This is a genomic window from Chitinophaga niastensis, from assembly GCF_003014755.1.
GTDB lineage: Bacteria > Bacteroidota > Bacteroidia > Chitinophagales > Chitinophagaceae > Chitinophaga > Chitinophaga niastensis.
On record NZ_PYAW01000005.1, the window covers coordinates 318529 to 335213 of the forward strand.

At 46.0% G+C, this 16685-nt stretch carries 11 protein-coding genes; 9 read left to right on the forward strand and 2 right to left on the reverse strand.

The window, feature by feature from the left end; all coding sequences use genetic code 11:
- Positions 1 to 10 precede the first annotated feature (10 nt).
- The 4 genes from CLV51_RS22330 to rpiA are packed head-to-tail and all read left to right on the forward strand — an operon-like array spanning position 11 to position 8084.
- Complete coding sequence (locus CLV51_RS22330; protein ID WP_106530310.1) at positions 11 to 3115, forward strand: glycoside hydrolase family 2 TIM barrel-domain containing protein; 3105 nt, start codon at positions 11 to 13, stop codon at positions 3113 to 3115.
- Positions 3108 to 5051 carry an MGH1-like glycoside hydrolase domain-containing protein gene (locus CLV51_RS22335; protein WP_106530311.1) on the forward strand — a complete coding sequence of 648 codons (1944 nt, stop codon included), beginning with the start codon at positions 3108 to 3110 and terminating at the stop codon, positions 5049 to 5051. The genes CLV51_RS22330 and CLV51_RS22335 overlap by 8 nt, the downstream gene beginning before the upstream one ends.
- A 10-nt stretch (positions 5052 to 5061) precedes the next feature.
- Positions 5062 to 7365: an aminotransferase class III-fold pyridoxal phosphate-dependent enzyme gene (locus tag CLV51_RS22340; protein WP_106530312.1), complete on the forward strand. Its 2304-nt coding sequence runs from the start codon at positions 5062 to 5064 to the stop codon at positions 7363 to 7365.
- Positions 7366 to 7382: 17 nt separating this feature from the next.
- Positions 7383 to 8084: a ribose-5-phosphate isomerase RpiA gene (rpiA, locus tag CLV51_RS22345; protein ID WP_106530313.1), complete on the forward strand. Its 702-nt coding sequence runs from the start codon at positions 7383 to 7385 to the stop codon at positions 8082 to 8084.
- On the opposite strand, the gene CLV51_RS22350 is transcribed toward rpiA, so the two are convergent.
- On the reverse strand, positions 8050 to 9333 hold the full coding sequence (locus tag CLV51_RS22350) for an MFS transporter (RefSeq protein WP_106530314.1): 1284 nt from the start codon (positions 9331 to 9333) through the stop codon (positions 8050 to 8052). The two genes, rpiA and CLV51_RS22350, sit on opposite strands and share 35 nt — an antisense overlap.
- 262 nt (positions 9334 to 9595) lie before the next feature.
- Here CLV51_RS22350 and CLV51_RS22355 point away from each other — a divergent pair, with 262 nt between their 5' ends.
- Positions 9596 to 9787, forward strand: coding sequence for a cold-shock protein (locus CLV51_RS22355; protein WP_079472790.1), 192 nt, complete (start codon positions 9596 to 9598; stop codon positions 9785 to 9787).
- A 507-nt stretch (positions 9788 to 10294) separates the two neighbouring features.
- On the opposite strand, the gene CLV51_RS22360 is transcribed toward CLV51_RS22355, so the two are convergent.
- Positions 10295 to 11242, reverse strand: a complete 948-nt coding sequence (locus CLV51_RS22360; protein WP_106530315.1) for a nitrilase family protein — start codon at positions 11240 to 11242, stop codon at positions 10295 to 10297.
- Positions 11243 to 11362: 120 nt separating this feature from the next.
- Here CLV51_RS22360 and CLV51_RS22365 point away from each other — a divergent pair, with 120 nt between their 5' ends.
- From CLV51_RS22365 to CLV51_RS22380, 4 genes are all read left to right on the forward strand, one after another.
- The gene (locus CLV51_RS22365; protein ID WP_106530316.1) at positions 11363 to 13591 is read left to right on the forward strand and encodes a helix-turn-helix domain-containing protein; all 2229 of its coding nucleotides are present in this window, start codon (positions 11363 to 11365) and stop codon (positions 13589 to 13591) included.
- 337 nt (positions 13592 to 13928) lie between these two features.
- Positions 13929 to 14684 (forward strand): (Fe-S)-binding protein, encoded by a 756-nt coding sequence (locus tag CLV51_RS22370; RefSeq protein ID WP_106530317.1) that lies wholly within the window; start codon positions 13929 to 13931, stop codon positions 14682 to 14684.
- On the forward strand, positions 14665 to 16041 hold the full coding sequence (locus CLV51_RS22375; RefSeq protein ID WP_106530318.1) for a lactate utilization protein B: 1377 nt from the start codon (positions 14665 to 14667) through the stop codon (positions 16039 to 16041). Before CLV51_RS22370 ends, CLV51_RS22375 begins: the two co-directional genes overlap by 20 nt.
- On the forward strand, positions 16038 to 16613 hold the full coding sequence (locus tag CLV51_RS22380) for a LutC/YkgG family protein (protein ID WP_211302087.1): 576 nt from the start codon (positions 16038 to 16040) through the stop codon (positions 16611 to 16613). Before CLV51_RS22375 ends, CLV51_RS22380 begins: the two co-directional genes overlap by 4 nt.
- Positions 16614 to 16685 lie beyond the last annotated feature (72 nt).

Sequence of the window (16685 nt, forward strand, 5' to 3'; positions counted from 1 at the left end):
AAAGGCAACCATGAAATATATTTTCAGTCTTTTTTTACTGCTCCCGCTCTTTCTGTTTGCGCAAAACGACTGGGAAAATCCGCTGAAGGTATCTGAAAATACCCTGCATCCACATGCGTCCTACACGCCGTATCCTACAGCGGCAACAGCTTTGGAGCAACAACCTTCTCCACTGATATTATCACTGGATGGGATCTGGCAGTTTCACCTGGCTAAAAATCCCGCTGCCCGTCCGGCTGATTTTTATAAACCCGGCTACGATGTGGCCAACTGGAAAACCATTCCCGTGCCCGCCAACTGGCAAACGCACGGATATGCCCCTTATATTTTTACCGATGTAGAATATCCATTTCCACCCAATCCGCCTTTTGTACCAAAGGAAGATAACCCTGTAGGCTCCTACAGACGCAACTTTGAGCTACCGGCTAACTGGGATGGTAAACAGGTGTGGCTGCATCTTGGTGCAGTAAACGCTTTCTTTTATGCGTGGGTAAACGGACATTATATTGGCTTTAGTAAAGACAGTAAAACACCTGCTGAATTTGATATTACACCATTTTTACAAAAAGGCAGCAACACTATTGCAGTACAGGTATTCCGCTTCAGCGACGGCTCCTACCTGGAAGGACAGGATATGTGGAAGCTCACAGGCATTGAGCGCAGCGTATTCCTGATGGCAAGGTCACCCTTATGCATATACGATTTTTTTGCAAAGCCCAACCTGACCAATAATTATAAGGATGGTTTGCTACAATTAGGCCTTACACTAAATAAAATACCGGCACTAACGGAGAAGGGTAAACGTATTAAAGTGCAGCTACTGGACAAAGGAAAGAACCTGTTTACACAAACACTGATAATAGGCCGTGATAGTGCCTATCAGCTTACACAGCTAATCCCGGGTATCCGCAGCTGGAATGCAGAACAACCTAATCTCTACACCTTACTCATTACATTACAGGATAATAAAGCGAAAGACATAGAAAGTTTTTCGCAGGAGATAGGTTTTCGTAATATAGAAATTAAGCGTGGTCTGTTCCTGATCAATGGAACGGCTGTAAAGATAAAAGGTGTAAACCGCCATGAGCATGATATGCATACGGCCAAAGTAGTGAGCCCGGAAGGGATGTTAAAGGATATCCTTACTATGAAGCGCTATAATATCAACGCTATGCGTTGCAGTCATTATCCTAACCGCGAGGAATGGTACACACTGTGCGATCGTTACGGTATTTATGTGGTGGATGAAGCAAATATTGAATGCGATGGCATGAGCCTTACGCCACTGCAAACCTTGTCAGATAAGCCGGAATGGAAAGCGGCCTACCTGGATCGCACCCGGCGCATGGTGGAGCGTGATAAAAATCATTGCTGTATCATCACCTGGTCTATGGGCAACGAGAGTAAATTCGGAGAGAACCTTATTGCTACCTATCAGTGGACTAAAGCCAGGGATAATACGCGCCCGGCACAGTATGAAGAAGCACGCAATACACCTTATACAGATATTATAGCACCCATGTATAAGCCGGTGAGCTTTATGCTGGAATATGTGCGCGAGCACCGCGACCGGCCGCTGATTCAATGTGAATATGCACACATGATGGGCAATAGTGGGGGCAATTTGAGAGAGGACTGGGACATGATCAATCAGTATGATCAGCTGCAGGGCGGTTTTATCTGGGATTTTTCTGATCAGACTTTCCTGCAAAAGGACTCATTAGGCAGGTCCATCTGGGCATATGGTGCAGACATGGGCACTGTAGGCGCTACCAGCGATACCAGTTTTTGTGCAGATGGCATGCTGGCAGGAGATCGTTCTCCGCACCCACAGGCCTTTGAAGTGAGGAAAGTGTACCAGCCTTTACAGATAACACCCATCGCGCTGACGACTGATTTGATCCGCATTCAAAACCGTTATGATTTTAATGATTTACACAATATCCGCCTGTCGTGGGTTATAAAGGGAGATGGGAAGATAATAGCATCCGGTATGCTACCGGCTACACGAATTTTACCACATCAATCGGATACTGTTCGTTTATCCCTTCCTGTTATACAACCGCAACCAGGCACACATTATTTCCTCCACATACAGGCACAACTGGTAGCGGCAGATGGCTTGCTGCCGGCAGATTTCCCGGTAGCTACGGAACAATACGAGCTTCCTGCATTTATCCCTGTACCTAAAGCAATTGCTACCGGGGCTGCTTTGCAAATGCTTCATCAAAATAATAGCTGGGATATAGGAAACAACCAATTTACGGCACACTTCACTGATGGCTGGCTGAGCCAATACACCACTAACGGTATCACCTATATGCAATCGGCGTTGCAGCCTTGTTTCTGGCGCGCTGCCACCGACAATGATATCGGTAACAGTCAACAGATCCGTTGTGCCATATGGGAGCATGCAGCAGATTCCATGCAGCTCTTATCCTGCAAGGTAACCCAGCGGGATAGTCAGCATGTGCAGATGCAAACGCAGTATTACCTGCCGTTGGTGGATGCACATTACGGGGTAGACTATACGCTTTTTACCAACGGAGATATACAGGTGGCCGTTAAATTTATAGCAGGCGACAGCACATTGCCGGAACTCCCGCGCATGGGCATGCGTTTATTGCTGCCGCCGGCTTTCGACCAGGTATCCTGGCTGGGCCGCGGTCCATTCGATAATTATGCAGATCGTAAATATGCTGCAGATGTAGATGTATACCACCTTCCGGCAGATTCCCTGTTTCACCCTTATCCGCGGGCACAGGAAAGCGGCTATCGCTCTGATGTGCATTGGATGGCCCTCCGCAATGCCGCCGGCAATGGCTGGATGGCGCGCACAGATTCCTTGCTGAATATGGGTGTATTACATTTTGATATGAACCGTTTAAACTTTAACCGTCATCAAAATCAGCATGGTGGCTCTATGTACAATCAACCACTCATCTGGTGGAATATTGATTACCAACAAGCCGGGCTGGGTGGCGACAACAGCTGGGGCGCCAAGCCACATGCAGCTTACACCCTCATCTACCAAAACTACCAGTACAGTTTTACATTAAGACCATTACATACCCAAGATCAGGCTACAGACAAGGCGAAAGAACGATATGAATAAACTTAAATGGTTGTTGTTGCTGCTACTTCCTGTGGCAGCAACAGCGCAACGGAATCAATGGGCGGATATACTGAATACCCGCTACACGGTACAAGACACGGCAGATATTACGGGCACTTTTTTTGCGGACATGGGTGCCTGGCATGCATATGCATTGCCAGAAGATCAGTACACCACCGGGTTTACTGGCCCGCTGCTCATGGATATGAAAGGAGAGTGGCTCAGTAGCTGCATCGCACGGTTACGACTATATGAAAATGGACAGGCACTGCCCTTGCTACAGGTAGATACAGCCACGCATTATTATCCTGGTATGCTGCAGAAAACCTCCCAGGCAGGCGAATTACAGGTAGTTTTACAATTGATTTTCAGTGGCGCGCGGGAAGCGGTGCTGCAAACAACGATCATTAATAACGGTTCGCGCCCCCGCACACTGCAATTGCAATGGGAAGGCGTACCTGCACTGCAACGGGCAGTGGTGCATACAGATGCTAATAATATTCGTATAGGCATTTCCGGTACAGCTCATCAGTTTGATATTCATTATTTATCTACCTGGAATATTACCAGTACTAACCATGGTTATCAGGCCACAAAAACGATGGAACTGCCTGCCAATGGTCGTGTCAAAGAAATACAAACCCAATGTTATTACCTGGATCCGTCGGAAATTCCCGTTCATTATACATTACCGGATACTACGCTGGTCTTCCTGCATAATGCAGCGCGATGGAACGACTACCTGAAAAAATTATTTCAGCGTATGCCCTTCACCGTTAGTGATACCATGCGTAGCCGGCTGGCAGTAAAGAGCATGATTACATTGCTCACCAACTGGCGTAGTCCTGCGGGAAAACTACTGCACGGTGGCCTGTTTCCGTCGATATCTTATCAGGGCTTTTACGGCTTCTGGTCATGGGACAGCTGGAAACAAGCAGCAGGGCTCAGTTATTTCGACACGGCATTGGCACAAAATAATATCCGCGCACTTTTCGACTACCAGGAGCGTACCGGCATGATACCCGATTGTATTTATGCAGATAGCAGCGAAAACAATCACCGTGATACCAAGCCTCCATTGGCTGCGTGGGCAGTATGGGAAGTTTTCCAGGCATCAAAGGATACCGCTTTTTTGCGCAGTATGTATGCACCGCTTTGCCGCTACCATGCCTGGTGGTATACCCACCGCGATCATGATGGTAACGGGTTGTGCGAATATGGTTCCACAGATGGAACGCGCATTGCTGCCGCCTGGGAAAGTGGGATGGACAATGCTGTACGCTTTGACAAAGCAGTGATGTTACAAAATAATCCCGGCGCATGGTCGCTGGATCAGGAATCTGTAGACCTGAACAGTTATCTCTTCAAAGAAAAAATGATCCTCGCACAAATAGCACTGGCACTGCAGCAGCCTAAAGCTGCGCAGGAGTGGCGTTTGCAGGCAGCAGCCCTGCGCCTGAAAATTAACAAGGCCTTTTATGATACCGCTACCGGCTATTATTATGATAGGAAGTTACACGGTGAACTGATTCGCGTAAAAGGAGCAGAAGGCTGGATTCCTCTGTGGTCGGGTGTTGCGTCGGAAACAAAAATGAAAGCTATCGCACTGACGTTAAAAGATACCGCAGTTTTTAATACATTCGTGCCATTACCGGTGCTGGATGCCACAGAACCGGCCTTTGACCCGCAAAACGGTTATTGGCGCGGCCCTGTATGGATAGATCAGTTTTATTTTGCGGTGGCGGGCTTACAGGCATATGGTGCCAAACCGCTGGCAGCAAAGCTTACCGCCAGATTGTGGCAAAATGCGGCCGGTATGCAGGGGAACGGACCACTATATGAAAATTATCATCCGCAAACCGGTAAAGGACTAAATGCACCTAATTTCAGCTGGACAGCCGCACATGTGTTGATGTTGCTGGCCACAGAACAATAATCTGATAGTTATGCTTAATACTTTTTCTACTACTGCCATTATCAACCTGATCGATAAGCATTATGGTTTAACCGTTACTGCAAAGGAATTATCAGGTTATGACGAGGCTAATTATTTCCTGGAAGATACTAACGGTAACGCCTATATCTGCAAAATAGCGGATGAATCCCATCATGAGGCATTCCTGGATGCACAGGTGAAAATATTACAGTATCTGGCTGGAAGCCCCGTTAATAAGGCATTTCAACAGGTAATAAAAAATAGGGAGGAAGAAGGAATAACAACTATTTCATCGCCGGAAAAAATATATTACCTGCGACTGCTTACCTGGCTGGAAGGACAACCCATGGTTACGGTAACGGGCACACGTGAATTAAATGCAGCGCTGGGTAATTTTTTAGGAGAAATGGATCAGTCACTGGCTACTTTTTTCCACCCTGCCATGCATCGTGATTATAGCTGGGATATTGCCCGGGCGCTGGATGCACGCGAAAACCTGGTGCACATCAAAGACCATGAGCAACGCAGACTGGCAGCGTATTTCCTGTTGCAATTTGAAATGGAAGTGTTGCCACATTTGAATAAGCTGCGTAAAGCCGCCATTCATAATGATGCCAACGATTATAATGTATTGGTACAGGGCAATGAAATCAGTGGTCTTATCGACTTTGGTGATATGGTATATACCAACCTGGTAAACAACCTGGCCATTGCCTGCACATATGTGATGTTGTCCGCTCCTGATCCGCTGGCAGCGGCTGTACAAGTGGTAGCCGGCTATCATAAAGCGTATGCATTAACGGTGGAAGAAACAGACCTGCTTTATTACCTGGTGGCGGCGCGTTTATGCATAAGCGTTACTACTTCCGCAGCACACGCCGCAGCAGGTAGTACCAATACATTTCATTTTATTACAGAAGCACCAGCCTGGAAATTATTATCGCAGCTCATCACCATCAATCCAATAGCTGCGCAACAGGCTTTCCGCGAGGCTTGCGGCTTTGCTTCGCTGATTAACCAGGAAGATGATTATGCAGTTTTGTTAGCAGAAAGAAAAGCGAACATAGGCCGTAATCTCAGTATCAGCTACCAAAAACCGCTGAAGATAGTACGGGGTGCGTTGCAATATTTATATGATGACAAAGGCCGTACGTTTATTGACTGCGTAAATAATCCCAGTCATGTTGGGCATTGCCATCCTACAGTGGTAAAGGCCATGCAGCAGCAGATCGCGAAGCTCAACACCAATACGCGCTACCTCAATGATAACCTCATTGACTACGCCAAAATGCTCACCGCTACGTTGCCGCCATCGCTGGAAGTGTGCTATTTTACTAACTCCGGCAGCGAAGCCAATGATCTGGCCATTCGTATGAGCCGTCATTTTACAAAACAACAGGATGTAATTGTGCTGGATCATGCCTACCACGGTACATCTACAGTAGCCATGGAATTAAGTCCGTATAAGTTCGATGGTAAGGGCGGCTTTGGAAAGCCCGCCCATACACATAAAGCGCTGAATCCGGATACTTACCGCGGACCTTACCGCGCAACGGATCCGGCAGCAGGAAAAAAATATGCTGCGGATGTACAGGCCATCATAGCAGGTTTGCAGGAAAAGGGAAAAGGTATAGCAGCTTATATCTGCGAAACTTTATTGGGTGTAGGCGGACAAATACCATTGCCGCAAGGTTATTTAGAAGAAGTGTATACCGCTGTACGTGCTGCTGGTGGTGTTTGCATCGCAGATGAAGTGCAGGTGGGTTTTGGCAGGGTAGGTGATGCATTCTGGGGATTTGAATTACAGGGTGTAACGCCTGATATTGTGGTGTTGGGAAAACCTATTGGCAACGGGCACCCGCTGGCAGCCGTGGTTACTACCCGCGCTATTGCAGATGCCTTTAACAACGGCATGGAGTACTTTAATACTTTTGGTGGCAATCCCGTATCTATGGCTACAGGACTGGCAGTATTGCAGGTAATTCAGGAAGAAGGACTGCAGGAACATGCCCGTGTAACCGGTAATTATTTCATGGAAGGACTGGAAAAACTGAAAGCCAAACATACTATTATCGGTGAGGTACGCGGTCATGGCTTCTTTATTGGTGCAGAGCTGGTACGCAACCGGGAAACACTGGAGCCGGCCGTTCCGGAGATAGATGTAATTGTAGAAGCGATGAAAGAGAGAGGCTTCCTGCTGAGTACTGATGGGCCTTTGCACAATGTCCTGAAAATAAAACCACCCATGGTATTTAATAAGGCCAATACGGATGCTTTACTGCATCACCTGGATGAAGTATTAGGCTCACTGTAATCCCTTATATTTGTTTTATGCAAACAGATATCGGTAAAAAAGCAGCGGGAGAAAAAGCTGCGGAATACATTAAGCCGGGCATGACCGTTGGTCTGGGTACCGGCAGTACGGCATATTACGCTATATTACGTATAGGCGAGCTCGTGAGAGCTGGTATGGAAATAAAAGCGGTGGCTACTTCCGAGCAATCGGAGCAGTTGGCGAGGGAACAGCAGATTCCCATTATCCCTTTTGATAAAGTGGAGAAGATTGATATAGATATTGATGGGGCAGATGAAGCCGATGCACAGTTGCAGCTGATCAAAGGTGGTGGTGGTGCGTTGTTGCGCGAAAAAATTATTGCCGTAGCCGCAAAAGAGATGTTGGTGGTAATGGATGAATCCAAGCTGGTGAAGCAACTGGGTAAATTTCCGTTGCCAGTAGAAATTGCCACTTTTGCCTGGGAGCTGACTTTTAAGCAACTGGCTGCATCAGGTGCTAATCCGGTGCTGCGACTGAAAGATAATAACAGGTTTGTTACAGATAATGGTAATTATATTCTGGATTGCCGGTATCAGAAAATACATAATGCGGCGGCGTTAGAAGCGCAGCTGAATAGTGTTCCCGGCGTAGTGGAAAATGGTTTATTTCTCCACTACGCCAGTAAACTGATCATTGGTTATCAGGATGGGACTGTGCGGGAAATCACGCGTCCTTATCAAGGTAAGAAGTCTTTTTAGTATCCTTTGCGGTAATGTATACCAGCAGTGAAATGAAGATACAACCGGTCACGTACCAGTAATACCATGGTTCGTGACCTATCTTTTTAAAGTATAATGCAATAGATTCTGCTGTGCCTCCAAAGAGGGCTACTGTGAGCGCATAGGGGAAACCCACGCCCAGCGCCCGTATTTCAGCGGGAAACATTTCAGCCTTTACTACTGCATTAATGGAGGTGTATCCGCTAACAATCAGCAATGCCAGTAAAATGAGCCAGAAAGCCATCCATTCTGAAGTAGTTTGACTGATACCGGTCAGGATAGGTACTGTAAACAGGGTGCCCAGCACGCCAAAGGCTATCAGCAGTGGTTTGCGGCCATATATATCGGAAATCCAGCCAAACAGGGGCTGCAGCAAAGCAAAAATCAGCATCAGGAAAAAGGTAATGGTGGTAGCATGTTCTATGCTTAAATGCACCGTATTCACCAGGAATTTCTGCATGTATGTGGTATAGGTGTAAAACGCCAGTGTACCGCCCATTGTCAGGCCTACTACCGTCATTACTGCACGGGGATGCTTTTTAAACAACAGCTTTAAAGTGCCTTTTTCGCGTTCGTTTTTTATTTTTTCATAGGAAGATGATTCCTGCATATTTCTGCGCAAATAGAGTACAGAAAAGGCCAGTGCGGCGCCAATTAAGAAAGGAATGCGCCAACCCCATTCATGAAGTTGCGCAGATGTGAGAAACACCTGTTGCAGCAGCATTTGCACCCCCAAAGCCACCAATTGGCCACCTATCAGGGTTACATATTGAAAGCTGGAGTAAAAGCCCCGCCTGCTGGCCGTGGCTACTTCGCTCAGGTATGTGGCGGAAGTGCCATATTCACCACCTACGCTGAGCCCCTGCAGCAATCTGGCCAGGAGCAGCAGTAGTGGCGCCGCTACCCCGATACTGTTATAGGAAGGGGTGAAGGCAATAACGACTGATCCCATGGACATTAGCAGTACAGATAATGTCATGGCGGTTTTGCGACCGCTTCTATCCGCTATACGGCCAAACAGCCAGCCGCCTATAGGCCGCATCAGAAAACCTACTGCAAAAATGGCTGCCGTATTAAGTAATTGGGCGGTATAACTGCCTTTGGGAAAGAATGCCGGCGCAAAATAAAGGGAAAAAGTAGCGTAGATGTACCAATCGTACCATTCTACCAGGTTGCCTGCAGATCCGGTTAATATAGCTTTTATGCGCCATGCGTCTGGATGTTTCATATGTGATGCGAAAATATATATTAAAGTGTAATTATGTATGGGCCAGTGCGGAACCACGGCAAATAAAAATTAAAATAAATTAGGGTTGTATTCAATAAATCCACTACCTTCGTACAGCTTCTTAAAGATAATGTATTTCAATTCTGTTGGTAGATCACCTCTCACATTCAGCTTTTTCTTACAGTTCTTCTTCTAGTTGCTCAGGTAGCCGCCTGCAAGTTTAAAATGGCGAGAACACGTTCACAATTAAATATTAAATATAATGCAAACAGGTGTAGTAAAATTTTTTAATGAAGCTAAAGGTTTTGGATTCATTAAAATCGAAGGTTCCGGACAAGAAATTTTTGTTCACGTATCTGGTATCAAAGAAAGCATCGGCGAAAATGACCGCGTAGTATTCGACGTGGAAGAAGGCAGAAAAGGCCCGAATGCTGTTAACGTAAGACTGGCATAACTTATTTTATAAATAGTTTTGTTACAAACCGCACTGGCTATGCCAGAGCGGTTTTTTTTTGTCTTTCACAGGATTAGACTGATTATGCTGATTACCCTGATTTTTTTTTGATTTTTGAAAGATTTTAAAAGATTAACGCGGAGAGTGTCTGAACTGTGATTTATATGATTAGTATGATTATCCTGATTAGGGGAGATCTCAGCGGATATTGTCTGAACCAGGATTTTTAGGATTTAAAAGATTACCCTGATGGGTGCCGAAGATTTAAGCGGAGATATTTGCGTAAATATTTTCCAAATAAAACAACATAACACCCATCAGGGTAATCTTTTAAATCCTAAAAATCCTGGTTCAGACAATATCCGCTGAGATCTCCCCTAATCAGGATAATCATACTAATCATATAAATCACAGTTCAGACACTCTCCGCGTTAATCTTTTAAAATCTTTCAAAAATCAAAAAAAAAATCAGGGTAATCATCATAATCAGCCTAATCCTGGGAAAGACTATTCCTGCAGCCACACTACTTTTTGCACTGCTTCGTGCGGAGCACCAATAATATCTCCATATAAATCCGGACGGCGTGCCAGGCGATACCGGTGCCCGCCTGCCTGCTCCAGTTTATTACGTGTAAGCGTTGCCGTTATTACTTCGTTATCCAGTTTACGACATTCAGCAATCACATCTCCAAACGGATCAATGATCATGGAACAACCGTTTTTCAATTGATCATCATCCATACCAATAGGATTGGAGAATACCGCATATACACCATTGTCATAGGCACGTGCCGGCAACCATTTTATGAGCCAGGAGCGCCCTTTCATGCCATCAAATTCCAGTCGCAAAGAGGTAGGGTCAGCATGGCGGTTAAACCAAAGCTGCGGATCTACAAAACCCGCACCGGGACGGGGAGATGGCGTACACATAGTGACGTGCGGCATGAAAATAATTTCTGCTCCCAGCAATGCAGTGGCACGCACATTTTCTATTACATTATTATCATAACAGATTAAAATCCCGCATTTCCATCTTCCCAAATCAAATACCACATACTCATTACCAGGCTGTAAATGAGGATTGATAAAAGGATGCAGCTTACGATATTTAGCTACCAGTCCATTTTTATCTACACATACATAGGCTTTGAATAAATTATCATCGGCATCTTTTTCAAATAATCCTGCCAGCACCGCAATATTATTAGCAGCCGCAATTTCCTGCAAAGCTTTGATGGAAGGCCCGTCAGGAATGAATTCTGCGAGGTCCAGCATTTGTGCTGCTGATAAAGTCCGCGCAAAGGTGTAGCCCGTAACGGAGCATTCATGAAATGCAACGGCTTCCGCTCCCTGTGCAGCAGCTGCTGCAGATAATTGTCTTATAACATCCAGGTTATATGCTTTATCACCACTTTTATTTTCAAATTGTGCAGTGGCAATTTTGATCGTATCCATAGCTGAAAAGTTTTTTACTTGGTAAAAAATAGAACGAAGATACTTCGCATTTAGTTACCCGTGATATCGTCGCTGTTTTCATTGGATTTCTGTATATTCGCCCTTTCAATTTATAATTAAATGCCCCAACCGGATAATACAAATATCATCTTTCACCTGGCGGCAGATTTCATAAACCATACACACCGCCATATCTTCCTTACCGGTAAAGCTGGTACTGGGAAAACTACGTTCCTGAAGTATATCAAAGAACAAACGCGTAAAAATACAGTAGTAGTGGCACCTACAGGTGTAGCGGCTATCAACGCAGGTGGTGTAACCATGCACTCTTTTTTTCAGCTGCCTTTCGGACCTTTTATTCCGGGCACTAAAAGAGGTTTTGGTATGGATGAGATCAGCAGTACAGATAAACATAGTTTATTTCGCAATATTCGTTTTACGAACGATAAAAAAGTGTTGTTACAGGAAATGGAACTGCTCATCATCGACGAGGTGAGTATGGTGCGTTGTGATATGCTGGATGCAATAGATGTAATCCTGCGCCACTTCCGTAATAAGCCACTGCTGCCATTTGGAGGCGTACAGGTGCTGTTCATCGGCGATTTGTACCAGCTGCCACCGGTTGTGCCGGATGCAGAATGGCGCATGCTGTCGGAATATTACAACAGCTCATTTTTCTTTGCTGCCAAAGTGATAGAACAAGCGCCGCCACTATATATTGAGCTGAAAAAAATATATCGTCAGAATGAACAGGAATTTATTGATGTGCTGAACAGGGTACGCAATAATGAAGTGTTGCACGAAGACCTGCAAATGCTCAATGAGCACTACCAGCCCAACTTTAAAGGAGAAGATGAAGAGTACATTGTACTCACTACCCATAACAGGAAAGCCGACGAAATTAATGCCCGCCGCCTGGCAGATATGCCTGGAAAAGTATATCGTTTTGAAGGAAAAATAGAAGGCGACTTTAGCGATAAAGCCCTGCCCACAGAATTGCTGCTGCAACTAAAAATAGGTGCACAGGTGATGTTCCTGAAAAATGACCTGGCACAACCCCGTCGCTATTATAACGGGAAAATTGCCATAGTAAAGGAAATTGACGACGATGAAATTGTACTGGTACTATCAGGCTCGCACGAAGAGCTGAAGCTGGGAAAAGAAACCTGGCGAAATATCCGCTATTCCTATAACCAGGAAGAAAATAGTATTGACGAAGAAGAGATAGGCAGCTTTACACAGTTCCCCATCCGGCTGGCGTGGGCCATTACCATTCACAAGAGCCAGGGACTCACCTTTGAGCGCGCTATCATTGATGCAGGCTACGCCTTTGCACCCGGACAGGTATACGTGGCACTCAGCCGCTGTACCTCGCTGGAAGGATTGGTGCTGCATTCCCGCATCGGGTACGGCAGCATTAAAACAGACAGGCAGGTAATTGAGTTTGCTGAAAAAGAAAATGAAGCCAACGAACTGGTAGTACTGCTGGAAATGGAAAAGAAGAAATTCCAGGCCACCTCTTTACTGCAACTGTTCGACTGGTATCGTATGCAGGCTACTATTCGTAGTCACGCAGTGTGGATACAGGATAAAAAAGTACCCGATTTTGATGCAGCTATACAATTGAGCCGCAGTATGTCGGCCAAAGTAGAACAGCAACAGGAAGTTGCCAATAAGTTTGTGGTGCAACTTCATCAATTGCTGGATACCGCTGTACAAACAGGTGAAATGGAGCAGCTGCAGGCGCGGGTGACCAAGGCCATCGGCTATTTTACACAAAGTATTTATGAAGAGCTGATCAGGCCGATACAAGCACATATTGAGGATGTAAAAAAGGCTAAATCAAAAAAATATCTCCTTCAGCTAATGGCTTTGGAGGCAGATTTCTGGAATAAGTTGCGGCATGTTTGGGAAGTAACCTACGCCGACCTGGTATTTACCACAGGCTTAAAAGATTATACCAAACTGAGGGAAGGCGAAGCTGCTGCCGCCACTGTAGCCGCACCCAAAGCCGCGAAAGCAAAAGTTGAAAAGGGTAGCAGTCGCCGTGGCAGCCTGGAACTATTCCTGAAAGGTAAAACCATACCGGAAATAGCCATCGCACGACAACTGGCCGTAGGTACCATCGAAAGCCACCTGGCACAATGCGTGGAAGCCGGAGAAATGGAAATGGACCGCTTCGTTTCTGAACGCACCATGCGCCTGATTTTAAAGCATATCGGCGAACTGGGAGCTACCGCTGCCGGACCTATCAAGGAACGGGTAGGTGATGCCGCCAGCTTCGCAGAGATCCGCGTGGTGCAGTGGTATCTTAAAAAGAAGCAGGAAGAGAAAATAATGAACGATTAACTGTCTTTCCCAGGATTAGGCTGATTACACTGATTGCCCCGATTTTATTCTTATGATTATAAAAAGATTAGCGAAGATTAAAGCGGGTATTATACGCTTTGATCTTCGCTAATCTTTTTAAATCTCTCAAAATCAAAGAAAGAATCAGTGTAATCAGTGTAATCAGCCTAATCCTGGGAAAGACACAGGACAGACCGGGTTGGCATTGTCAATCCGGTTCTTTATTTTGTACCAGTGAAAAATAAGCCAGTAACCGGTAAAAAAGAGGGAGGATTACTGTTGTGTTGCCTGCTAAATTTGCAGGTCAGCTATGATCATCTAATAAACTACATTATCTGTGAAAGTAGGATTATTTATACCGTGCTATATTGACCAGTTCTACCCACAGGTAGGCATTGCCACACTGCAGTTGTTGCAGAAACTGGGTTGTGAAGTGGAATTTCCGCAGGGGCAAACCTGTTGCGGCCAGCCGATGGCTAATTCCGGCTATGAACATCTTACGCATAACTGCAATAGTTTGTTCATTAAAAATTTCGCCGGCTACGATTATATCGTGGGGCCCTCCGGGAGTTGTGTTTTACATATCAAGGATCATCTGCATGATCCTGCGGCGGAAGCTGAAGCAGCGAAAATACGTACACGTATATACGAATTAACTGAATTCCTGACCGATGTATTAAAAGTGGAATCACTGACAGCGCGTTTTCCCTGTAAAGTAGGTTTGCATCAGAGTTGCCACGGTCAACGCGGCCTGGCACTGGCACAAATGAGCGAGCTGGTAGCTGCGCCGTTTTCCAAGCCGGAACAGTTGCTGAAAATGGTGGAAGGCGTGGAACTGGTGCCACTGGACAGACTGGACGAGTGTTGTGGCTTTGGTGGTACTTTTTGTGTAGCTGAAGAAGCCGTATCCGTGAAGATGGGAAAAGATCGTGTAGCCGATCACGTTAAACATGGCGCACAGGTGATCACCGGTACAGATGTGAGCTGCCTGATGCACCTGGAAGGTATTTTACGCCGGCAACACTCTGAAGTAAAGGTGATGCATATTGCAGAAATTCTCAATCAAACTATCCATGAACAGGCAAACAAGTAATCACGCAACGCTGGCGGACAAGTTCAATGAAGATGAACCACGCGTAAACTGGCATGATGAAACATTGTGGTGGGTGCGCACTAAGCGCGACCGCATGGCATGGAGCATCCCCGAATGGGAACAGTTGCGGGAAGCCGCCTCTCAGATAAAATTAAATGCATTGGGTAACCTGCATGATTATCTCCTGCAATTTGAGCAACAGGCACAGCAAAATGGTGCCATTGTGCATTGGGCGGCAGATGCAGCAGAACAAAACCGTATTGTAACAGATATTCTGAAAAAACACGGAGTGCAACGTATGGTGAAAAGTAAATCCATGCTCACAGAAGAATGCCACCTGAATCCGCATCTGGCGGCCAATGGCATAGAAGTGATTGATACCGACCTGGGCGAACGTATTGTGCAGCTGGCCAAAGAGGCCCCCAGCCATATTGTATTGCCCTGTATCCATAAAAAGAAGGAAGAAATAGGAGAGCTGTTTCATGAACACCTGGGCACGCCTGCAGGAAATGCGGATCCGCAGTTACTCACCGCCGCTGCACGGGAGCATTTGCGCAAAGAGTTCCTGCAATCAAAGGCCGCTATTACCGGTGTAAACTTTGCCGTAGCTGAAACCGGTGAAATGGTGGTATGCACCAATGAAGGGAATGCAGATATGGGCGCTCATCTGGCAGATGTACATATTGCCTGCATGGGTATCGAAAAAATTATCCCGCAACGAAAGCACCTGGGCGTATTTTTACGCTTACTGGCACGCAGTGCTACCGGGCAGCCCATTACCACCTATTCAAGTCATTTCAGGCAACCTAAAGCCGGGCAGGAACTGCATATTGTTTTGGTAGATAATGGTCGTTCAAGACAGCTGGGCCGTGAAGACTTCCGCAATTCGCTGAAGTGTATCCGTTGTGGTGCCTGTATGAATACCTGCCCTGTATACCGGCGCAGTGGCGGACATAGTTACCATACCGCAGTAGCGGGCCCTATTGGCGCTATCCTGGCACCTAACCTGGACATGAAGGATTATGCGGATCTGCCCTTTGCATCCACGCTTTGCGGCTCCTGCTCCAATGTATGCCCGGTGAAAATTGATATTCATCAGCAATTGTATAAATGGAGACAGGTATTGGTGCAGGAAGGACATACCACCGTCACCAAAACTGCCACCATGAAAATCATGAGCGGCGTATTGTCGGCTCCCCGTGCTTACAAAATAGCGGGCAAAATGGGGCGTTGGGTAATGCGCGTTTTCCCCGGTATGGTGAATAACCGCTTTAATCCCTGGTACAAACAGCGCGAGATGCCGGCACCACCAGCCCAATCATTTTCTGAATGGTATGCAAAAAATAAAAAATCATGATGAGCAGCAGGGATAAAATATTAGCCGCAGTAAAACAAAATCAGCCGGATGCCAGTGCATTGCCTTCTTTACAGGGTTTGTCCGGCAACATGCCTGGCACCCTGGATGCTTATCGCAAAGTGTTGGAGGGTTTAGGCGGTAGTTTGTTTGAAATAAAAAACGAAAGTGAGATAACGCCGTTGCTGAAGGAACACTATCCACATTTGCAAAGAATAGTAGTTGCTACAGATGTACAACGGGAATGGTTAAACGAAGATCCGCATCAGCTGGAAAATGTGGATATGGCCATTGTACCCGGACAATGGGGTGTTGCGGAGAATGGCGCTATCTGGCTCACAGAGCAGGAGATAGGAGTGCGGGTATTGCCTTTTATTTGTCAGCATCTGGCTATTGTATTGCCCCGGCAGCAGATTCTGCCTACCATGCATGAAGCCTATGAAAAAATAGGTGCTCCACAAACAGGCTTCGGTGTATTCATTGCCGGCCCTTCTAAAACAGCTGATATAGAACAATCATTGGTATTGGGTGCACATGGTGCAAAAAGCCTGGTAGTATTTATCATCGGTGAATGATGATATGATATAAATTTGTTCCCTGGTTTTTAAATAATAATAACTGCTGTGTATTTTTACGTTGATTCGTTA

Excerpts from the sequence above, each read along its gene's own strand:
- CLV51_RS22330 (WP_106530310.1), top strand. The coding sequence starts at position 11 with ATGAAATATATTTTCAGTCTTTTTTTACTGCTCCCGCTCTTTCTGTTT.
- CLV51_RS22335 (WP_106530311.1), top strand. The coding sequence starts at position 3,108 with ATGAATAAACTTAAATGGTTGTTGTTGCTGCTACTTCCTGTGGCAGCA.
- CLV51_RS22340 (WP_106530312.1), top strand. The coding sequence starts at position 5,062 with ATGCTTAATACTTTTTCTACTACTGCCATTATCAACCTGATCGATAAG.
- rpiA (WP_106530313.1), top strand. The coding sequence starts at position 7,383 with ATGCAAACAGATATCGGTAAAAAAGCAGCGGGAGAAAAAGCTGCGGAA.
- CLV51_RS22350 (WP_106530314.1), bottom strand. The coding sequence starts at position 9,333 with ATGAAACATCCAGACGCATGGCGCATAAAAGCTATATTAACCGGATCT.
- CLV51_RS22355 (WP_079472790.1), top strand. The coding sequence starts at position 9,596 with ATGCAAACAGGTGTAGTAAAATTTTTTAATGAAGCTAAAGGTTTTGGA.
- CLV51_RS22360 (WP_106530315.1), bottom strand. The coding sequence starts at position 11,242 with ATGGATACGATCAAAATTGCCACTGCACAATTTGAAAATAAAAGTGGT.
- CLV51_RS22365 (WP_106530316.1), top strand. The coding sequence starts at position 11,363 with ATGCCCCAACCGGATAATACAAATATCATCTTTCACCTGGCGGCAGAT.
- CLV51_RS22375 (WP_106530318.1), top strand. The coding sequence starts at position 14,665 with ATGAACAGGCAAACAAGTAATCACGCAACGCTGGCGGACAAGTTCAAT.
- CLV51_RS22380 (WP_211302087.1), top strand. The coding sequence starts at position 16,038 with ATGATGAGCAGCAGGGATAAAATATTAGCCGCAGTAAAACAAAATCAG.